This is a genomic window from Nocardia acididurans (assembly GCF_016741815.1).
GTDB classification, from domain to species: domain Bacteria; phylum Actinomycetota; class Actinomycetes; order Mycobacteriales; family Mycobacteriaceae; genus Nocardia; species Nocardia acididurans.
Map to the genome: position 1 here is coordinate 329,124 of NZ_JAERRJ010000004.1, position 17,004 is coordinate 346,127.

At 67.7% G+C, this 17,004-nt stretch carries 12 protein-coding genes; 8 read left to right on the forward strand and 4 right to left on the reverse strand.

Features of this window, described 5'->3' with window-relative positions; translation table 11 throughout:
• The 3 genes from JK358_RS12225 (at nt 1) to JK358_RS12235 (ending at nt 3,503) form a co-directional block, all read left to right on the forward strand.
• Nucleotides 1–966 (forward strand): nitrilase-related carbon-nitrogen hydrolase, encoded by a 966-nt coding sequence (locus JK358_RS12225; protein WP_201946882.1) that lies wholly within the window; start codon nt 1–3, stop codon nt 964–966.
• Nucleotides 966–1,991 carry an agmatine deiminase family protein gene (locus tag JK358_RS12230; protein WP_201946884.1) on the forward strand — a complete coding sequence of 342 codons (1,026 nt, stop codon included), beginning with the start codon at nt 966–968 and terminating at the stop codon, nt 1,989–1,991. Before JK358_RS12225 ends, JK358_RS12230 begins: the two co-directional genes overlap by 1 nt.
• Before the next feature lie 147 nt (nt 1,992–2,138).
• Nucleotides 2,139–3,503, forward strand: coding sequence for a flavin monoamine oxidase family protein (locus JK358_RS12235; RefSeq protein WP_201946886.1), 1,365 nt, complete (start codon nt 2,139–2,141; stop codon nt 3,501–3,503).
• A 69-nt stretch (nt 3,504–3,572) separates the two neighbouring features.
• Here the strand turns inward: JK358_RS12235 and JK358_RS39975 are convergent, their stop codons facing one another.
• Nucleotides 3,573–4,109: a DUF4254 domain-containing protein gene (locus JK358_RS39975; protein WP_307817478.1), complete on the reverse strand. Its 537-nt coding sequence runs from the start codon at nt 4,107–4,109 to the stop codon at nt 3,573–3,575.
• A gap of 142 nt (nt 4,110–4,251) precedes the next feature.
• On the opposite strand from JK358_RS39975, the gene JK358_RS12245 reads away from it, so the two are divergent.
• The 5 genes from JK358_RS12245 (at nt 4,252) to JK358_RS12265 (ending at nt 9,907) form a co-directional block, all read left to right on the forward strand.
• Entirely contained in the window at nt 4,252–5,091 is an 840-nt protein-coding gene (locus JK358_RS12245; protein ID WP_201946891.1) for a GntR family transcriptional regulator, read from the forward strand.
• Entirely contained in the window at nt 5,088–5,666 is a 579-nt protein-coding gene (locus tag JK358_RS12250; RefSeq protein ID WP_201946894.1) for a GNAT family N-acetyltransferase, read from the forward strand. The genes JK358_RS12245 and JK358_RS12250 overlap by 4 nt, the downstream gene beginning before the upstream one ends.
• A 164-nt stretch (nt 5,667–5,830) precedes the next feature.
• Nucleotides 5,831–7,066, forward strand: coding sequence for a DUF7373 family lipoprotein (locus tag JK358_RS12255; protein ID WP_201946896.1), 1,236 nt, complete (start codon nt 5,831–5,833; stop codon nt 7,064–7,066).
• A gap of 9 nt (nt 7,067–7,075) precedes the next feature.
• A complete protein-coding gene (locus JK358_RS12260) occupies nt 7,076–8,320 on the forward strand; it encodes a DUF7373 family lipoprotein (RefSeq protein ID WP_201946898.1) in 1,245 nt (414 codons plus the stop codon).
• Between the two features lie 6 nt (nt 8,321–8,326).
• On the forward strand, nt 8,327–9,907 hold the full coding sequence (locus JK358_RS12265; protein WP_201946900.1) for a serine/threonine-protein kinase: 1,581 nt from the start codon (nt 8,327–8,329) through the stop codon (nt 9,905–9,907).
• Between the two features lie 32 nt (nt 9,908–9,939).
• Here JK358_RS12265 and eccCa read toward each other — a convergent pair whose 3' ends face one another.
• The 3 genes from eccCa to eccD are packed head-to-tail and all read right to left on the reverse strand — an operon-like array spanning nt 9,940 to nt 16,918.
• A complete protein-coding gene (eccCa, locus tag JK358_RS12270) occupies nt 9,940–13,962 on the reverse strand; it encodes a type VII secretion protein EccCa (RefSeq protein WP_201946902.1) in 4,023 nt (1,340 codons plus the stop codon).
• A gap of 17 nt (nt 13,963–13,979) precedes the next feature.
• A complete protein-coding gene (mycP, locus tag JK358_RS12275; RefSeq protein WP_201946905.1) occupies nt 13,980–15,392 on the reverse strand; it encodes a type VII secretion-associated serine protease mycosin in 1,413 nt (470 codons plus the stop codon).
• Complete coding sequence (gene eccD / locus JK358_RS12280; protein WP_232851237.1) at nt 15,389–16,918, reverse strand: type VII secretion integral membrane protein EccD; 1,530 nt, start codon at nt 16,916–16,918, stop codon at nt 15,389–15,391. Before eccD ends, mycP begins: the two co-directional genes overlap by 4 nt.
• Nucleotides 16,919–17,004 lie beyond the last annotated feature (86 nt).

Below are 17,004 nucleotides of genomic sequence, written 5' to 3' on the forward strand. Positions count from 1 at the left end.
ATGCACACCATCACGAATTTCGCCCCGCCGGTCTCGCACGCACGGACCGAGGAGCCGACGCGCGCACCGCTGCGGGTGGCGCTGGTCCAGCACCGCTGGCGCGAGGATGCCGAGGCGCTGCGCGGTGAGCTGCTCGCCGGTATCGCCGCCGCGGCCGAACTGGGCGCGAAGGCGGTGTTCCTGCCGGAGCTGACGCTGAGCCGGTATCCGGCGTTCGTGCGCGGCGGCGAGAATCCGGGTGCGGCGGCCGAGAGCCTGACCGACGGCCCCACCTTCACCTTCGCCGCGAAAGCCGCTGTGGAGCACGGTGTTTTCGTGCACGCGTCGCTGTACGAGAAGGCCGAGCAGCACGACGGGCTGGGCTACAACACCGCGATCCTGGTCTCCCCCACCGGCGATTTGGTGGGCCGCACCAGGAAACTGCACATTCCGATCAGCGCGGGCTACTACGAGGACACCTATTTCCGTGGCGGCCCCGCCGAATCCGATGCGTATCAACCGCATTCGCATCCCGATCTCGGCGATGTCCGCATCGGCATGCCGACCTGCTGGGACGAGTGGTTCCCCGAGGTGTCGCGCCTGTACTCGCTGGCGGGCGCGGATCTGATCGTCTACCCGACGGCCATCGGTTCGGAGCCCAGCTTCCCGGCTTTCGACACCCAGCCGCTGTGGCAGCACGTGATCGTGGGCAACGGCATCACCTCCGGCACCTTCATGATCGTGCCGAACCGCTACGGCGACGAGGGCGAAATCGATTTCTACGGTTCGTCTTTCATCTCCGACCCGTACGGCCGCATCCTGGTGCAGGCCCCGCGCGACGAGTCCGCGGTGCTGGTGGCGGATCTGGATCTGGATCAGCGCAAGGACTGGCTGGCGCTGTTCCCGTTCCTCTACACCCGCCGCCCCGACACCTACGCCCGCCTGACCGCCCCGGTCGAGCGCGATCACCCGTTCGGGAGAGCCTGATGTCCTGGCAGATGTCGGCCGAGGGCGTCGAGCACCGCCGCACCTGGATGGCCTTCCCGCCGGCCGGGGCCGAGATGACCGCGACGCCGGAGTCGGTCGACGACGCCCGGCGCGCCTGGTCTGCGGTCGCGCACGCGGTGGCGGAGTTCGAGCCGGTCACCATGGTGGTGGATCCGGCCGATACGGCCGCGGCGCGCCGCTATCTGTCGGCGACGGTCGAGATCGTGACGGCCCCGCTCGACGATGCCTGGATGCGCGATATCGGCCCGACCTTCGTGCACGCCGAGGACGGTTCGGTGGCCGCGGTGGACTGGGTGTTCAACGGCTGGGGTCAGCAGGACTGGGCCCGCTGGGACTCCGACCGCCACATCGGCCGGTTCGTGGCGGCGACGGCCGGGATCCCCGTGGTCGAGTCACGGCTGGTGAACGAGGGCGGCGGCATCCAGGTGGACGGCGCGGGCACGGTGATCCTCACCGAGACCGTGCAATTGGATCCGCTGCGCAATCCCGATCTCACCGAAGCCGAGGTGGAGCAGGAGCTTCGGCGCACCATCGGCGTGGAGAAGGCGATCTGGCTGCCGCGCGGCCTGTGGCGGGACTCGGAGCGCTTCGGCACCAAGGGGCATGCGGATATCGTTGCGGCGCTTCCGGTTCCGGGTGTGGTCCTGGTGCACGATCAGCAGGACGCCGGGCATCCCGATCACGCGCTGAGCGAGACGGTCAAGGACCTGTTCCGCGGTGAAACCGACGCCGCCGGAAGGTCTTTCGAGGTGATCAGCCTGCCCGCCCCGAAGACCCTGGTCGACGACGAGGGTTTCGTCGACTACAGCTACATCAATCATTACGTGTGCAACGGCGCGGTGATCCTGTGTGGTTTCGACGATCCGAACGATGCCGTCGCCGCCGCCATCCTGGCCGAGGTGTACCCCGGCCGGACCATTGTCACGGTCGATGCCCGGGAGATCTTCGCTCGGGGCGGCGGCATCCACTGCATCACCCAGAACGAGCCGCTGCCGTTGCGGTGAGCGACCCGGCCGGTACGCCGTTTCGGCTATTGAGGGGCCGGCCGGTTCGACGGACCGGCGCGGGCGCGCGAGTGCCCGCGCCCACATACTGAAGTCAGCAACCTTCGGGTTATTCCGAGGGTCCCCGATGTCCACCAAGGAGTTCTCGTGCCTGTCATCACTCGTGACGTCGTGATCGTCGGCGCCGGCCCGTCCGGTCTGACCGCCGCGACCGAGCTGCGTAAAGCCGGCCTGACGGTAGCCGTGCTGGAGGCCCGCGACCGAGTCGGCGGCCGCACCTGGACCGGTGACATCGACGGCGCGATGATCGAGATCGGCGGCCAGTGGCTGTCGCCGCACCACACCGCGGCGCTGGAATTGGTGGCCGAACTCGGCCTGGAGACCTTCTCGCGCTATCGGGAAGGCGAATCGGTATTCCTCGACGCGGACGGCGGCAGGCACCAGTTCACCGGTGACGTGTTCCCGGCCCCCGAGGCCACCGCCGCCGAGATCGACCGCCTGCTCGCCCTCCTGGACGGCCTGGCCGCCGAGGTCGGCGCGGAGGAGCCGTGGACGCATCCCCATGCGCGCGAACTGGATTCGATCCCGTTCTCGATCTGGCTGGAACGTCAGTCCGACGACGAATACGCCCGCGAGACCGTCGCCTTCTACGTCTCCGGCGCCATGCTGACCAAGCCCGCGCACACCTTCTCCGCCCTGCAGGCCCTCCAGATGGCCGCCGCCCAGGGCTCCTTCACTGCTCTCGCCACCGACACCTTCATGCTGGACAGGCGCGTGATCGGCGGCATGCAGCAGGTGTCGCAGCGCCTGGCCGCCCAGCTCGGCGACGATGTGCACCTGAACGCGCCGGTGCGCACGGTGCGCTGGTCCGACGCCGGGGTCACCGTGTTCGCCGAGGGCGACCTGGAGGTGCACGCGGGCCGCATGGTCCTGGCCGTCCCCCCGAACCTCTACTCCGCCATCCGTTTCGATCCCCCGCTGCCGCGCCGCCGCCACCAGATGTACCAGCACATGTCCTTCGGCTTCGTGGTGAAGGTGCACGCCGTCTACCCCACCCCGTTCTGGCGCGAAAAGGGTTTGTCCGGAACCGGTTTCAGCGACAACGACTTCGTCTCCGAGGTCTACGACAACACCAACCACGGCATGGACAACGGCGCACTGGTCGGCTTCATCGCCCACGAACAGGCCGACGCCGTCTTCGACCTGGAGCCCGAGGACCGACGCAAAACCGTCCTCGACTGCCTGGTCCGCTACCTCGGCCCCGAAGCCGCGAACCCGGTCGTCTACTACGAATCCGACTGGGGCGCAGAGGAATGGACCCGCGGCGCCTACGGCGTCAGCTTCGACCTCGGCGGCCTCACCCGCTACGGCCACGACCACCGCGCCCCACTCGGCCCCATCCACTTCGCCTGCTCCGACCTGGCCGGTCACGGCTTCCAGCACGTCGACGGCGCAGTGCGCATGGGTCGGCGGGCCGCGAAAGCCATTGCGACCCAGCACAGCCTGGTCTGACCACCACGAAGTGGGTACCGCCGGAGGTCCGGGCCGCCCTTGGGCCCGGACCGGCCGGTGAGTGTGCGCCTACCAGGCGGGGAGGCGGCGGCGTCCGGCTAGGACGTCGCGCACGAGATCGTCGTAGGCGTCGGACAATTCGGCTAGATGGTGCCAGGCACCATGCAGCATTTCATTGTTGGCATCCATGGTCATGAGGGCGTGGTGCGCCCGCACGGATGCCTCCGCCAAACGATCGATGACGGACCCGACGGTCTCGGTGTGCAGGGTCGCGCCCAGACGGTGCTGGGGGACCGAGCGCACGATCCAATCGTCAATGGCCATAACCAATTCGATTCGGCGGCGCTTGTTTTCGATGATTGACGTCGGGTCGGTTTCCGGCCCTATCCCGCCTCGGCCTACCAGGCGCCGCTCGTGCAGGACCGCCAGGTCGTGGGCGAACCACAGCAGTGGTCCCCCGATGACTCGGTGGCCTCGGCAAGCGCGCAGGAGTAGGTCGGAGGTCGGCAATAGCCCGGTTGCGAGTGGCTGCGCCTCGATGTCCGCATACTGGGACACGTCGGGCAGTGCCACAACGACCGTATTTGACGTCTCCGAACCAGCCACGTTGCCTCGCGTTCATCGCTGACCAACACCGCATTCAGGACCTTCATTACAATAAACCTCGGAACGCTGGTGTCAAGCCTTACACGGCGGTTCGACCACCGGAGTAGACTTCGGTGCCTTGAAGCAACAACCGAGGAGCGAGATGGCGGACGGTCCGAGATATCAACGGATCGCAGACCTCCTCCGCGAGGAGATCCGCGCCGGCAAGTGGAAACCGGGCGATCGACTACCGAGCCATAACGAGCTGGCCGATCAGATGCAGGTCTCGATCACCACCGCTCGCAACGCTATTCAGCTCCTGGTCGCCGAAAACCTGGTCTACACAGCAACTTCCCGCGGCACCATCGTGCGGAGTCAGGAAGTGCTGGAATCGGTTGTCACCAACCACATTCGACCGGACCGGCCCAAGGTCGCCGCCGATATCTTCGTGGAGATCGCGCGGTCCGCCGGCCGGGAGCCGTCCAAACAGTTCAGTGCGAGAATGGAACCGGCCACCCCGGAGGTCGCGCACTGGCTGGGCGTGGACCGCGACGACTGGGTCGTATCGCGCACGATCATGCAGTATCTGGACAACGAGCCGTGGTCGTGGGAGGTCTCGTTCTATCCGCGAGATCTGGCCGAGGCCACCGGGATCGACTGCCCGCACGACATTCCGGAGGGCACCACCCGCCGGCTGGCCGCGCGCGGTTTCGCCGAGACCGCGCATCGCGACACCATCGTCGCGCGCCCGGCCACCGCGGAGGAGGCGGCCGTCCTGGGCATCGGTCCGAGTACCTTCCTGCTGGATCACCTGCGCATCGGGGCCACGCACGATCGGATCACCCGCGTCACCCGGCACCGCTCCACGGCGGCCCGCAATCGGCTGGCCTACGAGCTGGGCGACGCGGCAGGCACCGACGTCATCCGCCGCACCCTGGGAACCCCGCTCCCCCAGGGCAACTCCCATTCCTTCGGAAACTTCCTACTACCCGGCTCGCCATGATTCCGCACCTTCGCCCGGCCCACATCGGCGACGTCGGAACGATCACCAGGTTCCGACGGCAACGCACCCATTGGCTGGCCGCCCGCGGCAGTGATCAATGGACCCGGGCCGGGCGAGGGCTCCCCATCGAGACCTTCGTCCGGTCCGTCGCCCATGCCGTGCGCGGCGGGGAGACCTGGATCGCGGAGATCGACGGCGAACCGGCGGGCACCATCACGGTGAACGACCGCGCCGACGAGGGCCTGTGGTCCCCGGGCGAACTAGCCGACGCGGTGATCGTGCACTACATGATCGTGGATCTGCGTTTCGCCGGTCATCATGTGGGCGACGCACTGCTGGCCCATGCCGCGACCCTCGCCCGCGCCGAGCATCGCACCTGGGTGCGCCTGGACGCCTGGACCACCAATCCCGGACTGCACGACTACTACCGCAGAGCCGGCTTCCGGCTCGCGCGCATCGCCGGGCCGGAAGCCACCGGACCCTCCCGCGCCCTCTTCGAACGTCCGGCCGCCAGCTGGGTTCGTTCGTACCTGCCGGTGCCGGTGAGCCGTGCGGCGGAGCTGTCCGCGGGTTGATCCCGGCAAACCACCGAAAGGTGACAGACCGGTCACCACGCTAGACTGCCCGGCAGCGGACGCGCTTCGTCCGCTGCCGCGCGACATTTCGCACGACCACGGGGTGGGATCCACGACATCGCATGACCTTCCGCGCGGCCATACGCCTGGGGAGAGGTTTGATGATGAGGCGACCCGTACGCCGGGTAGGGCGCGCGCTGGCGGCGTTGCTGCTGGCCACCGGACTGGGGGCCGTCGCCGCCTGCGGGTCCGATTCGGTTGCGGCCGTATCCGATCCGGAGATCGATCTCGCGACCCTGGACGTCGGCAGCTACGAGACGCAGCCCAAGCAGTTCCAGCCCGCGAACCGGCTGATGGTGGCCCGCTACTTCGAGGCGCAGCGGATGGCGGGTTTCGTTCCCTTGCCGTACGAGATCGATTCGAGCCTGCGGGTCAACGACACCAGGGCCTCGCAGGCGTTCCTCGAACCCGAGGAGGGCAACAGCACGCTCGCGATGCACACCTACCTGACGAGCACCGGATTCGCCTCCGACACGAAGGGTTTCGTCGCCGGGTTCGCCAGCACCGGCCGGACCGACGACGATGCCAATATCGGGAACTCCCTGTCCACCTCGGTGCTGCTGTTCGATTCCGATGCTTCGGCGACGGCGGCCGCGGCGGCGCTGTCCGCGCGCGAGTGGCAGGCGACCTACGACGGCAGCCCGATTGTGGTCGAGTCACTGAGCTCGCCGATGCACGCGAGCGCGGTGGTCCGGTGGCAGCCCGCAAAACAGGCGCTGGCCGCGTGGTACGCGACCGGACGATACGTGATCGTCGCCATCGCGCAGAGCGAAGAGAACCGGGTGCTGAAGCACTCCGACCAGCAGCTGCTGCTGAACCTCACCGACAGGAGCGTCACCGCGACCACGGAGCGACTCCGGTCCTTCCAGCCGACCCCGGTCGATCAGCTGCCCACGATGGACCTCGACCCCACCGGCATGTACCGCCGGACGCTGTCGCGAACCACCGAGGACTACTACACGGGCCCGCCCGGCGTGTACAGCCTGGCCGGTGATCTGCACCTGATGGGAGATCCGCTGGAACTGCGCGGGCACTACGAGCAGGCGGGAGTGGACGCGGTGGCGTGGGGCGCCACCCGCGTAATCCGCACGCGCGACATCGGATCGGCGCAGCGCCTGCTCGACGAACTGTCCTACGGCCGTTACTACCGCACCGCCGCGGGTCCGGCGGCGCTGCCGACCGCACGCTGCGTCACCTATCGCGGCCCCAGCACCGGCGCGATCGCGAACTACTGCTGGGTCACCCGGGACCGCTACGTGGCGATGGCCTGGGGTGAGCAGATGCCCGATGTGCAGCAGCGGATCTCGGCGCAGTACGCACTTCTCGTGAACAGCAAGTAGGGGGCGGACATGGTATGGCACAACGGTATTCGCGTTACCCTCGCGACCGGCGCACTGGCGGCGGCGACGGTGCTCACCGGATGTTCGACGGTCGCGGGCACCCCCGCTGCCGGTGAGATCGATATCCGCGCGCTGGATGTCGGCAGCTTCCCGACCGAACCACTGGATCTGCGCAGGGAATACAACCACCAGCTGAACAACGGGACCGAGCTGGCGGTGATGCGGCTGGCGGGCGCGGTCGCCAATGGTCTGGAGATAGATCCGGCACTGAAGTACACCACTCGGGTCGTGGATATCACCTCCGCGAGCCGGGCTGACTTCGTACTGGCCGACGTCGCCGTGCAGGCCGCCGTCCAGCACGGACTGCAGTTCGGCTACTCGGCCACCTCGAGCAGCCACAAGATCTCACAGGACGGCTTCGGGTCCACCGATGTGATGAACGCGTACGGCCACGGCACGCCACCGCCCGACGCCTCGGCGGTGAACCTCACCGTCCTGCAGTTCCCGGATCGGGATTCGGCGCGCAATGCCGCGACCTCGATGGAGGAGGCCGACTTCGCGGTGGCCCCGGATCTCAATCAGCGACTGACGCTGGATCGCTACCCGGATGCGAAAGCCCATTGGCGGCCGGGTATTTCGAATATGGCGGCGACGCTGGCCCACGGAAACTATGTGGTCAATGCGTTCGTCCAACTGCCGGAGGCCGATCCGGAAAAGCTCCGCGCCCGCGCGCAACAGGCGATCGCGGTGCAGCTGCCGCTGCTGGACGCACTGCCGCCGCTGTCCGCGCGTGAGGTGCTGCGACTGGATTACGATCCGGAGGGCATGCTGCGGCGCACCCTGCATCCGGAGAAGTACATGACGCCCTCCGTGCAGCGCGAGAACTGGCTGTCCACGCGCGGATTCCTCAATGGCGCGGGCGATATGGCGTCCTGGCGGGAGCTGCTCGACATCGGCGGCGTCGACTTCACCGCCACCGTGAACGGGGGCAGCCTGCTGCTGCGCGCCCGCGACGAATCCGCCGCCACGGCAATGTCTTCCGCGATTCAGGCCAAGACCACCAAGCCCGCGGACGCGCCCGAGGGGGTGCCCGGCGCCTGGTGCAATCTGGAAGAAGGCAAGTCGCGCAACAACTATCTGTGTGTGGTCAGCTACGACCGTTATGTCGCGCGGGTGAGCAGCACTCAGATCCAGGACGCGCATCAGCGCGCCGCCGCGCAGTACGCCCTGCTCGCCAATGCGAAGGTGCGGTAGATCGCCATGACGATTGGTCCGGGCAGTAGCGTCGACGGCTACCGCATCGAGCGGGTGATCGGTGCGGGCGGTATGGGAACGGTGTTCCTGGCCCAGCATCCGACCCTGCCGCGCCGAGACGCCATCAAGGTGCTCAGCGCGCAGTACAGCGCCGATCAGGAGTTCCGCTCCCGGTTCGAACGGGAGGCGAATCTGGCCGCGGCCCTTGATCATCCGAACGTGGTGGCGGTCTACGACCGGGGCGAGCTGGACGGCCAGCTGTGGATCGCCATGCAGTACGTAGACGGTATCGACGCCGCGGCGGCCGCGACGAGGGAACCGCAGTCCATGACCCCGCAGCGGGTGCTGCGCATCATCACCGAGGTGGGCCGCGGCCTGGATCACGCGCACCGGCGCGGCCTGCTGCACCGCGACGTCAAGCCCGCCAACTTCCTGCTCGCGCAGACCGCGGGCGAGGAGGAGCGGGTGCTGCTCACCGATTTCGGCGTGGCCAAGTCCACCGAGGACACCCTCGAACTCACCCAGACCGGAACGTTCGTCGCCACCATCGCCTATGCCTCGCCGGAGCAGTTGAACGGCGCCCCGGTGGACCACCGTTCCGACATCTACAGTTTGGCCTGCTCGTTCTTCAAACTCGCGGCGGGCCGCAACCCTTATCCGGCGACCCAGCCGACCAAGGTCATCATGGGACACCTGTACGAGCCGCCGCCGCGGATCAGCATGGTGAACTTCGCGCTGCCGCCGGCGGTGGATCAGGTGCTGGCGGTGGCGATGGCGAAGGATCCGAACGAAAGGTTCGATTCCTGCCACGAATTCACCACCGCCCTGCGATCGGCGTTACTGCACGGAATCTCACCGCTGTCGTCCCCGACCGCGCCGGAGCCGGTCCGGCAGCCGGTCCTCGCGCCCGGCGCGTTCACGGCTCCCGTTTCGGGACCGGCGTATCCATCGCCGGCGACGCCCACGCGGCCGCATCCCACCGCGCCGCGGAACCGGGGCGCGCTGATCGGCGCCGCTGCGCTGGCTGCCGCCTTGACGGTGGCGGGTACGGTGTGGGTGCTCTCCGGGGACGACGCCGCACCGGAGGCGCGGACTCCGGCGGGTCCGGTCACGCAGAGCGCCGCCGCACCGGTCACCACCGCCGCCGACGCGCGGCGGCTGCATCCCGCGTTCGAGGGCAAAATCATTGTGGCCGTGGATATCACCGGTGATTCCATCACCCCGACACTCGGGGCGCATCTGAAACCCGGTCCGCAGAGCCAGTTCCTGGAGGCGCTCGGATTCGTCTATAACCAGAGCTTCGCCCGCGTTGGCGAGGAACCCTCACCGCGGACGGAGAACGGCAGCACCCTCAGCTCGGAGCTGTTGTCCCCCATCCGATCCGGATTCATTCTGGCGGTGCGCAGCGATTCCAGCGCCGGCGGCGGTGGCCTGCGGGATCTCCCCTTCTCCATGACCAGCCGGGCGGCGACGGTGCTGGTGCTCGACGATCCGGCGGCCGTGAACGCCCTGCGGAACTGGTCCGGCGACTCCGAGCGGGTCCTGCTCGACAAGCTACTGCCGGTCCTGACGAAGGGCGTCGAATAGCCCGGCGCCCTTCGTCTTCGACCGGTACGGCACTACATCCCGGGCAGGTTTGCGACCTGGATCATCTCCTTGCCGCGGGTGCGGGAGATGAGCATGCCGCGCCCGGGAGGCAGTTTCATCGGGCGCTCATCGGCGATGAGTTTGCCCTCGTCCTTGGGGCCGGACATGAGCAGAGTGTCCACGGACATGTTCTTCATGGAGCCGATCACGCCGTCGTAGAGTGCGCGCGAGACGCCGCCCATGCGCCGGGTGATGATCACGTGCAGGCCGATGTCCCGGGCCTGCGGCAGATATTCCACCAGCGGGCCCAGCGGGTTGTTCATACCGCCGGTGGCGACCATGTCGTAATCGTCGATGACCACGTAGATTTCGGGTCCGGACCACCAGCTGCGGTCACGCAATTCCCGAGGCGTGATGTCGGAGCCCGGGATGCGCTTGGACAGGTAGTTGACGACCTCCTGGATCATGCTGCCGCAGGTCTGCGAGGACGTGGAGTAGCCGGCGAGCTGATCGCCTTCGATGACGCCCAGCAGGGTGCGGCGGTAGTCGATGAGGATGATCCGCGCCTGCTCCGCGGTGGAGTTGTCGGCGATGCCGCGAATGATATTGCGCAGCAGCGTCGTCTTGCCGCTTTCCACATCGGCGAACGCCAGGAAATGCGGTTCGACGCCGAAGTCCAGAACCACCGGCTGCAGTTCGGATTCGCCGATGCCGACGACCACGCGGGTCGGCCCCTGTTCGATGCCGTGCGCCCGCGCCAACTCCAGCACGTCCTCGCGCGACCCGTTGAGCGGCAGCATGCGCACCTGGGGAGCACGCCGGTCACCGTAGAGCGCCCGCATATCCGCACCGGCGGCGCTCACACCGTCGGACAGGGTTTGCGGGTCGGTATCGGAATCCAAGCGCGGCAACGCGATGAGCATGTGCAGCTGTTCGGCGGACAGACCGCGGCCAGGGCGGTTGAGAGGCACATTCGCCGCCACACGACGGCCCATCTCCGAATCGGACGGATCGCCGAGGCGCAGTTCGATGCGGGTACCGACCTGATCCTTGATGGCCGGCCGGATCTCGGCCCAGCGGTTCGCGCCGAGGATGACGTGGATACCGTACGAGAGGCCCTGAGCGGCAAGCTGATTGACCGCGCCCTCGAGGACGTCGAATTCCTCACGGATGACCGCCCAGCCGTCGATGACGAGGAAGACGTCCCCGAACCGGTCCAGCAGGATCGGGTCGCTGGTCGCTCCGGCTGCGAGCGCGGCATTGCGGCGGCGCCGGTACTCGGTCATCGACTCGATGCGAAGCGACGCGAAACGCTCCTCACGCTGTAGCAGGAGGCTGCTGAGCTCGGCGATGGTGCGTCGCACCCGGTCGACGTCGAGCTTGTTCGCGACGGAACCGACATGCGGCAGGTCGACCAGACCCGCCATGGAGCCACCGCCGAAGTCGAGGCAGTAGAACTGCACCTGCTCGGGGGTGTGGGTGGCGGCGGCGGCCATGATGATGGCGCGCAGCGTGGTGGACTTACCCGACTGCGGACCGCCGACCACGGCGACATTGCCCTGCGCGCCCGCGAGATTGATGGTGAGCACATCGCGGCGCTGCTCGAAGGGCTTGTCGATGATGCCGATCGGCATCCACAGCTGACCGTGGCGGTTGACCGAGGACCGCCAGTCCGGATCGGGCAGCAGCATGTCCACGGTCGGGGATTCCTCGAGCGGCGGCAACCACACCTCGTGTGCCGGTCGGCCGTGACCGGTCAGGCGTTTCACCACGGTCTGCAGCAGGCTGTCCGGAATGCCCTCGTCGGCGGGCGGCGGGGGCGGCAAGTCCAGCGGATCCGGAAATCCTTCGGGTTCGGGCAGTTCCAGCATTTCCACCGGGGCGGCGGTGAAGGGACGCGGCGGCGCTTCGACGACGGCGGTGCCATCCGCGGAACGGCGGGTGGCGCGCGGTGCGACATAGGGGCCCGACACATAGGAGGCGTTGAACCGCAGCGGATCCGAAGCATCACTCTTGAGATATCCGGAACCCGGCACACCGGGTAGGTGGTAGGCGTCGGTAATGCCCAACACCGCGCGGGATTCGTTGGCGGAGAACGTGCGCAACCCGATGCGGTAGGACAGGTGCGAGTCCAGGCCGCGCATCTTGTTCTCTTCCAGCCGCTGCGAAGCCAGCAGCAGGTGGACGTGCAACGAGCGCCCCAGCCGGCCGATCATCGTGAACAGATCCGCGAAATCGGGCTTCTGCGAGAGCAATTCGGAGAACTCGTCGATGACGACGAACAGCGCCGGCAGCGGGTCGAGCGGGACGCCGGCGGCTCGGGCCTTCTCGTACTCGGTGACATTGGCGAAGTTGCCCGCCGAGCGCAACAGCTCCTGGCGGCGGTTCATCTCCCCGGCGAGTGCGTCGCGCATGCGGTCGACGAGTTCGATCTCGTCTTCGAGGTTGGTGATGACCGCGGCGACATGCGGCAGCGGGTCCAGACCGAGGAAGGTCGCGCCACCCTTGAAGTCGACGAGCACCAGGTTCAGCTGATCCGGCGAGTGCGTGGTGACCAGCGAAAGCACCAGGGTCCGTAGGAATTCCGACTTACCCGAACCTGTCGCACCGATGCACAGACCGTGCGGGCCCATACCGTTCTCGGCGGATTCCTTGATGTCGATCTCGACCGGTGTGCCGTCCGGGGTGATGCCGATGGGCACACGCAGGCGCTCGCGCCCGTGGCGCGGCCGCCACACCTTGGCCGGATCGACCTGCGCGGCATCGGGCACCTTGAGCAGCGCCATCAGACCGGGATCCGCGGTGGTGGTGTTGTCTCCGAGACTGACGATCTGAGCCGCGGTGGCGACGCGGAATCGGGCCAGGCTGCGCGCGAAGGATTCGGCCTCGGCCAGCGTCGTCCGGTCGGCGGTGGCGAATTTCTCTGCGCCGGAAGCGCTTTTGGCGAAAACGTCGCCGTCGGCGGCGACGAGTTGCAGACCGCGGCGCGCGGCGAGGCCGTTCTCGGTGCCGCTGATGTCGAGGACGGTGACGGCATCGAGGCCGGACTCGCTGATCAGGCGTTCGGTTCCGTTCACGTAGCCGTCGTCGATCACGACCACCAGATGCAGGCGGCCCGCCGTCGGCTGCGGATTGCGCATGAAGCGCCCTCGTTCGAGCAGATCATCCGCGAGGGCCGTTTCCAGCTCACCGAGCGAACCGAACATCATGCGAGCCGCGCCCATACCATCGCGCTGCGTCGAATGCTGCAGGTGTGGCAGCCATTTCGCCCAACCCCAGGCGTCGGAATCGGGTTCGGCGCACACGATCGCGACGGCCACGTGGTCCGGACCGTGGAAGGCGCACAGTTCCATCAGCATGGCCTGCACCAGATTGCGCCGATCCGCTTCCGGCCCTTCGATATTGAGGGCTGGGAACGCACGCAGCGAGACAGCGGTGGGCAGGTGGTGCACCACCGAGTGGGTGCGCACGAACCGGCGCAGCGCCACGGTGGACACCGGCTCCAGATCCTCCAGCGGCCCGGTTTCCGGCCGTGCGAGTTTCGCTGCGAGGCGGTGGGTTCCGATGCCGACCCGTACGTGCCCGAAATCAGGATCGTTGGGGCGGCGTTCCCACATACGCCGGGTGCCGACGACGGAAGGCAGATCCGCCGGTGACGGATGGCTCCACACCAGCGTCTCCAGCTGCTTGGTGGCGGTGCGGCGTACTTCGCGCCGGGTCTGGTCGAGGTATCGGAAATAGTCCTTGCGGTCCTCGTTGAGTTCGGCGGCGTTCTTGTTGCCGCTCCGCTGGCCCATGAACATGCCGGCCATCGACATGATCATCATCAGCGGGAACATCATCATGAAGGGGTTGGACAGGATGGACCGGCCCATCATCGCCATCATGGAGATCATGCCGATCATGGCCACGATCATGACCACCGGCATCAGCTTGGTGATCAGCGGCGCGGGGACCGCCCGGGGAATCTCCGGCGGAGCTGTCAGCGCCATTTCGCCGCCGGGGGCGCGGGGCGGGGCGATCCGGGGCCGACGCACGAAACCTTCGGTAGCCATAGGTATTTCTCCGGTTCTTACGAATCGAGGTCGGGCAGCTCGTCGTCGCTCCGCCGGCGGCGGTACGGAATCGACACCGCGAGACCGATGGCCAGCGCGGCCAGACAGACGACGGACCCGATGGCGGCGATAAGCCGGGGCAGCGGATCCGGGCCCGCCGCCACACCGGGTTCGGGGAAGGCCCGGGGTTCGTCCGCCCCCTCGCTCAGCGGGGTGGCGGGGATATGCGCGGTGAGCGCCGCGAGCGGATCGATGAGCCCGGCGCCGATGCGGTCGTCGCGCCCCTGGCCCGGGGCGTGGGCGGTGCGAGTGATGCGGTCCATCACCTGCTGTGCGGTGAGCTCGGGATACTTCGCACGCACCAGGGCCGCCAGTCCCGCGACAAACGGGGCGGCGAAGCTGGTGCCGTTGATGGCCTGCGCGCCGTTCTGGCCGATCACCCGGTTCACGAGTCCGGTGCCGCCGGGCTTGGAATCGAGCGAAACGACATTCCGGCCGACAGCGGCAGCGCCGACCCACGGCCCGTACAGCGTGATGCTCGACGGGCTGCCGTCGATGTCGACCGAGCCGACCGACAGCACGTAGGGACTGAAGTACGCCGGGGTAGCCACGGTTTGGACATCGTCCCAGCCCGATTCCTCGTTCTGATTACACCCGGTGCTGGAGTCGACGTTTCCGGCGGCGGCCACCACGACGACATTGCGTTCGTAGGCGTACTTCACGGCGGCGCCGAGGGCGCCGTCGGCGGTATCGGATCCTGCGGTGGCACAGGCGGCTTCGGAGATATTGATCACGGTCGCGCCCATGTCGACGGCACGCACCACCGCCGCGGCCATGGTCAGTGTAGTCCCGTATCCGGAGCTGCTGATGCTGCCGGCCGGGGCCGAGCCGCTCTGGTCCTTGGCCTTGTACGCCTCACTGAACTGACGGATGGTCAGGATCTGAGCCTCGGGCGCGACGCCGACGAAGGCATCGTCCGGACTGGGATGAGCGGCAATGATTCCGGCGACCAGGGTTCCGTGCCCGTCGCAGTCCTCCGTGCCGTCGGTGTCGGAGACATAGTCACCGCCGGCTTCCACATTCAGCCGGGGATGCCGGGCCACACCGGTGTCGATGACCGCGACCTTCTGTCCCGCGCCCCTGCTGAACTGCCATGCGGAGGGGAGGTTCAGCACCCGCTGCGCCAGCGGGGCGTCCTTGGGCGCAGCGCCTTCCAGAGCGGGTTCGGCGCAATAGTGCTGCTTCTCGGTGGTCACCATCGGCGCCGGTTTTCCCGACAGGGCCTGTGCTTCGGCGAGGACCCCCATATCGACCACCGGCGGCGCAGCGGCCGAGGCCGGTGCGCCCGGTACGAACAGCGCCGCACCGAGAACAACCGCCGCACACGGGATTCGGATCCAGAACCGGTCGCGTCCGCGGGCCGATCTCATATGTTGCGGGCCATCGAGTAGACGTCCATGAGCCACAACACCAACGGGACGATCGACACGATCAGGGCGTATTCGAGTATCTCGTTCAGGCGCCGGGTCACCGGAGTCACCTCGATATGCGGGCCGATGACCCCGAACCCGATGGCTCCCACCGCACACGCGAGCAGGAGCGCCGCCGAGATAAGCAACATGGTCGTATCGCCCAGGCCCAGCAGCACGATCAGCAGCACGAAAGTGGCCGCACCACCGGCGATCAACGTGCACGCCTGAGTCAGATCGGCGAAGGCACGGCCCCGCAGGCACAGGATGACAGCGATCACCACGGCCAGGGTCACCCCCTGCCAGCGGTGGTCGCCCAGCGGTTCGGCGGCGAAGAGTGCGCCGAGGCCCGCGCCCAGTGTGGCGGCGAAGACCATACCGGTCTGAAATTGGTTGGCGGTGCGGGCGCGACGGCCGAGACCGGCAGCGGACGGCAGCACGGTCGCGCCGATGGCGCCGATGCCTTCGATATTGGGACGGGGTTCGTGATCCGCGGGGTCGATGGCCGCACCCGCGGTGGGCACCGGAGGCACCGGCAGGCGAGCGAGCATGGCCGACAGCCGCGGCACCATCGACAGCAACAGGATCGAGACGACCATGACCCCGGCGGCGATCTTCGGCACGCCGGCGTCCCAGATGATATGCACGGCCGCGGCGCCACCCACCAGCAGTGACAGCGTGACAGCGGCGGCGACCACGGTCGCGCCGGCGCCGATGAGACGGTAGCCGATCGCCGCGAAGAGCAGTGTGGCGCAACAGCCGAGCAGCAGATGCGGACTGTCGAGGGTCCGCGGCACCGTGAGCGCGGCCGCACCGAAGATCAGCAGCAGCATGCACAGGGTGAGCACGGAGGCGGTGAGTTCATCGGCGTACTTGCGTACCGCGATGACGGCCGCCACCAGCGCGGCGGCCGCGCCGCCGAACAACAGTGCGGGAGCGACGACATAGTCACCCGCACCGCGCGAGAGAGCGCCCATCACCAGGGCGAAGAGAACCGCGACGACGCCGGCGACGAGGCCGGTCCAGCGCGCCGAATTCGGCGACCAGCTGCGGAACTCCTCGGCGGTGAGCCGGGATACCGCATCGATGACATCGTCGAACAGCGCCGGCGATTCCTTGGCCGCGACTGCGCGCAGCACCAGCAGCTCGCCGTCGTAGATCTCGGCGTCGCTGAGTGTCTGGCCGGGCGGGATCATGTCTCGTCCCAGCTTGGCCAGTGTCCAATGTTGTGGTTGAAGCGGCGTTGCTCCGTCTTCGCTACTCACCGGTTCGGGATTGCGAGATTCGACGAGCTTCACCAGATCGCCGATGAACGCGGCGATCGGAACATGTGCTGGCAGACCAACATCGAGCTGAGTGTTCCCCCCGATGACGGACACGCGGCACAATTCGGGTTCAGCGGCGCCTAGGCCGCTGCTCGAAGGTGCGGTCACTTCTTGAACTGCTCCTGCCCTCTTCCCAGTTGCCCACCCCGGGCGGCTGACCATAATGTAACGGACTATCCGCAACGATGCGATTCGCATCCGTTCCGGATGGGGAGTAATGAACGAAAGCCTAACCAGGTTCGACGAAT

Bases quoted from the DNA above. Each gene is read 5' to 3' on its own strand.
- JK358_RS12225 (WP_201946882.1), top strand. From the start codon at position 1: ATGCACACCATCACGAATTTCGCCCCGCCGGTCTCGCACGCACGGACC.
- JK358_RS12230 (WP_201946884.1), top strand. From the start codon at position 966: ATGTCCTGGCAGATGTCGGCCGAGGGCGTCGAGCACCGCCGCACCTGG.
- JK358_RS12245 (WP_201946891.1), top strand. From the start codon at position 4,252: ATGGCGGACGGTCCGAGATATCAACGGATCGCAGACCTCCTCCGCGAG.
- JK358_RS12250 (WP_201946894.1), top strand. From the start codon at position 5,088: ATGATTCCGCACCTTCGCCCGGCCCACATCGGCGACGTCGGAACGATC.
- JK358_RS12255 (WP_201946896.1), top strand. From the start codon at position 5,831: ATGAGGCGACCCGTACGCCGGGTAGGGCGCGCGCTGGCGGCGTTGCTG.
- JK358_RS12260 (WP_201946898.1), top strand. From the start codon at position 7,076: ATGGTATGGCACAACGGTATTCGCGTTACCCTCGCGACCGGCGCACTG.
- JK358_RS12265 (WP_201946900.1), top strand. From the start codon at position 8,327: ATGACGATTGGTCCGGGCAGTAGCGTCGACGGCTACCGCATCGAGCGG.
- eccCa (WP_201946902.1), bottom strand. From the start codon at position 13,962: ATGGCTACCGAAGGTTTCGTGCGTCGGCCCCGGATCGCCCCGCCCCGC.
- mycP (WP_201946905.1), bottom strand. From the start codon at position 15,392: ATGAGATCGGCCCGCGGACGCGACCGGTTCTGGATCCGAATCCCGTGT.
- eccD (WP_232851237.1), bottom strand. From the start codon at position 16,918: ATGGTCAGCCGCCCGGGGTGGGCAACTGGGAAGAGGGCAGGAGCAGTT.